Origin of the sequence: Alcaligenes sp. Me129, assembly GCF_050487245.1 — a bacterium.
Classification (GTDB): domain Bacteria; phylum Pseudomonadota; class Gammaproteobacteria; order Burkholderiales; family Burkholderiaceae_B; genus Alcaligenes; species Alcaligenes phenolicus.
In genome coordinates, this window is sequence record NZ_JBKQGX010000040.1 from 1 (window position 1) to 1431 (window position 1431).

Here is a 1431-nt window from a genome sequence, read left to right on the forward strand (position 1 = left end):
ATCCGCGTCAGCATCTGCATCGGCATCCGCGTCAGCATCGGCATCGGCGTCCGCATCCGCATCGGCATCAGCATCAGCGTCGGCATCAGCGTCAGCATCGGCATCAGCGTCGGCATCAGCATCCGCATCCGCATCCGCATCGGCATCGGCATCCGCATCGGCGTCCGCATCCGCATCAGCGTCGGCATCGGCATCAGCATCAGCATCGGCGTCTGCATCAGCATCAGCATCAGCGTCAGCATCGGCATCAGCGTCGGCATCAGCGTCGGCATCAGCATCCGCATCCGCATCAGCATCCGCATCCGCATCCGCATCAGCGTCAGCATCAGCATCGGCATCCGCATCAGCATCCGCATCCGCATCCGCATCCGCATCCGCATCGGCGTCAGCATCAGCGTCGGCATCCGCATCCGCATCGGCGTCAGCATCCGCATCGGCGTCGGCATCAGCATCCGCGTCGGCGTCGGCATCCGCATCCGCATCGGCATCAGCGTCAGCATCGGCATCCGCATCGGCGTCGGCATCAGCATCCGCGTCGGCATCAGCATCAGCATCCGCATCGGCGTCAGCGTCAGCGTCAGCATCGGCGTCGGCATCAGCATCGGCGTCTGCATCCGCATCGGCATCCGCATCGGCGTCGGCGTCGGCATCCGCATCCGCATCCGCATCGGCGTCAGCATCGGCATCCGCATCGGCGTCTGCATCAGCGTCGGCATCGGCATCAGCGTCGGCATCTGCATCAGCATCCGCATCGGCATCCGCATCGGCATCCGCATCGGCATCCGCATCAGCGTCGGCGTCAGCATCGGCATCAGCATCCGCATCGGCATCGGCATCGGCATCAGCGTCTGCATCTGCATCGGCATCGGCATCAGCGTCGGCGTCTGCATCGGCGTCTGCATCGGCGTCTGCATCCGCATCGGCATCAGCGTCAGCATCGGCATCCGCATCGGCGTCTGCATCAGCGTCGGCATCGGCATCAGCGTCGGCATCAGCATCCGCGTCGGCATCAGCATCAGCATCCGCATCGGCGTCAGCGTCAGCATCGGCGTCAGCGTCAGCGTCAGCATCGGCATCCGCATCGGCGTCTGCATCAGCATCCGCATCCGCATCCGCATCGGCGTCAGCGTCGGCATCCGCATCGGCGTCGGCATCCGCATCGGCGTCAGCATCAGCATCCGCATCAGCATCAGCGTCGGCGTCGGCGTCAGCATCTGCATCTGCATCGGCATCTGCATCAGCATCCGCATCGGCATCGGCATCGGCATCCGCATCCGCATCCGCATCGGCGTCAGCGTCGGCATCCGCATCGGCGTCGGCATCCGCATCGGCGTCTGCATCCGCATCGGCGTCTGCATCAGCATCGGCATCCGCATCCGCATCCGCATCGGCGTCAGCGTCGGCATCCGCATCGGCGTCGGCATCCGCATC

1 protein-coding gene is annotated in these 1431 nt (G+C 65.3%); it reads right to left on the minus strand.

Going from position 1 to position 1431, the window contains the following annotated elements; genetic code table 11:
- Positions 1-1431, minus strand: a 1431-nt coding sequence (locus tag ACLPGZ_RS19625; protein WP_429641895.1) for a hypothetical protein, incomplete at both ends; no start/stop codon positions are given.